Annotated in this window: 2 protein-coding genes and 1 tRNA gene; all 3 read right to left on the bottom strand. The window is 72.4% G+C overall.

The window, feature by feature from the left end:
- Positions 1–8 precede the first annotated feature (8 nt).
- Positions 9–93, bottom strand: a tRNA-Leu gene (locus PHA29_RS10480).
- A 31-nt stretch (positions 94–124) separates the two neighbouring features.
- On the bottom strand, positions 125–1,090 hold the full coding sequence (locus PHA29_RS10475) for a Ppx/GppA phosphatase family protein (protein ID WP_270403908.1): 966 nt from the start codon (positions 1,088–1,090) through the stop codon (positions 125–127).
- Between the two features lie 45 nt (positions 1,091–1,135).
- On the bottom strand, positions 1,136–1,859 hold a 724-nt coding region (locus PHA29_RS10470), incomplete at its 5' end, for an FtsB/FtsL family cell division protein (RefSeq protein WP_270849581.1).

Genomic DNA, 1,859 nt, shown 5'->3' with positions numbered 1-1,859 from the left:
GATCGGTCTGGTAGGGGCGGTGGGACTCGAACCCACAATCCTTGCGGCCGAAGATTTTAAGTCTCCTGCGTATGCCGATTCCGCCACGCCCCCGTGCGGGCTAGTGTATCACGACGGAACCGGATCACGACAGGGCGGGGGTCCAACCGATCGCCGGCCGCTCGCCGCCCAGCACCTCGCAGATCGTGTGGGCCATCCCCACGAGCAGGCTGTTCTCGCTCACCGTCAGGGAATCGTAGCCGCCCGCGCGCATCAGCTCCCGGATGATCAGGGCGCCGCCCAGCATCACGGGCGCGCGCTTGGGCTGGATACCGCGGAGCTCGGCGATCTGAGCCGCCGTGCGCCCGCGCATCCGCTCGATGCAGCGGTCCACCTCGTCGGCGGTCAGCTCATGCAGATGGACGAACGCGGGGTCGTACACGGCGAGCTCGTACACCATCGCCACCAGCGTCGTCACCGTGCCGCCTACGGCCACGAGCCGCTCGGGGCGCCCGGGCCGCTCGCGCCAGTAGGAGGAGAGGCGCTCGAACGCCCACGCCGCCGCCCGGTCGATCTGCTCCCCGGTGGGCGGGCGGCCCGCGAGGAAGCGGTCCGTGATGCGCCGGCAGCCGATGTTCAGCGAGACGACGCCGTCCACCTCGAGGGGCTCGCCCGGGACGAAGCTCCCTTGGGCGAACTCCGTCGAGCCGCCGCCCGAGTCCGCAACGGCGATCCGCTCCCCCGCGAAATCATGCGCGACGCCGTAGAACGTCAACCTCGCCTCGACCTCGCCCGGGATCACCTGGGGCCGCAGGCCGAGTCCCTCGAGCCCCGACAGCAGCACCCGTCCGTTCCCGGCATCGCGCGCGGCGCTCGTGAGCGTGCAGCACACCGCATCCGGCTCGAACGCGGAGATCTCGTCGACGAACGAGGCGCAGGCGCCTATCACGCGGTCGATCGCCTCGTCGGAGAGGAGCCCCGTCGCATCGACCCCCTGCCCCAGGTCGGTGATCTCCGTGCGCTTCGCGGAGCGGACGATGGATCCGCCGTCAACCTCCGCGGTGAGCAATCGGGACGAGACCGTCCCCAGGTCGATCGCCGCCACGCGCATGCGCTTCCCCCTTCCGTGCCCGGTGCCGCCGAACGGCCCGGCGCCTTACTGCCCGCTCGCCGCCGACTGCCCGCCGGCGTCGAAGAAGAACAGCGCGTCGAGCGCCTTGATGTACCACGGGGCCTCCTCGGCGACGGCCTGCTCCGCCTGCGCCGCCTCCGCGGAGGACGAGGGCACGTCGGACGAGTCGTCGCCCGAGGACGCGTCGGAGGAGCCGTCGCCGGTGACCTCGACGCGCGTCTCGCCGGGCAGGACCATCCCGAGCTCGCGGGCGGACTGCTCGATGCCCTCCTGGGAGAGGTACTTGTCGACCTCGGCCTGCAGGCTGTCGTTATACGCCTTGCGCACCTCGTACTGGCGGCTCAGGATGTCGCCCGTGCGCCACGCGGCGTAGCAGTCGCGCACCGGGAAGTACAGGCCGACCGCCACGGCGCCGATCACCAGCGCGTAGAACAGCGGCTTGGTCCTCCCCGTCATGAAGGCGTAGAGCATCTGGACGACGCGGCTGTCCGCCGCGTACTTCATGAAGTTCGTGGAGCGCTCGCGCCGCGGGGAGGATGCGCCCTCCCCCGCACGGTCCCCCGGATGCGCGGCGCGCGCACGGGAGCGACCCGCCGCCCCCGTATCGGAGCGGCTAACGAAGCCCTCCCCGTCGCGCGCGGCGGCGAACCCCCCGTCGCGAGGCGACCGCCCGGCGGAGGCGGACGCGGCGGCGAACGGGCGGCCCGATCCGGCTCGCCCGGACCGGGCCCCGGCGGACGCCCGGGAC

Source organism: Candidatus Collinsella stercoripullorum, assembly GCF_027669965.1.
Lineage (GTDB): Bacteria > Actinomycetota > Coriobacteriia > Coriobacteriales > Coriobacteriaceae > Collinsella > Collinsella stercoripullorum.
The sequence above is the reverse complement of the archived record's forward strand: the minus strand, read 5'-3'. Positions and strand labels throughout refer to the sequence as shown.

Coding starts and splice junctions, on each gene's coding strand:
- PHA29_RS10475 (WP_270403908.1), bottom strand. CDS start 1,090: ATGCGCGTGGCGGCGATCGACCTGGGGACGGTCTCGTCCCGATTGCTC.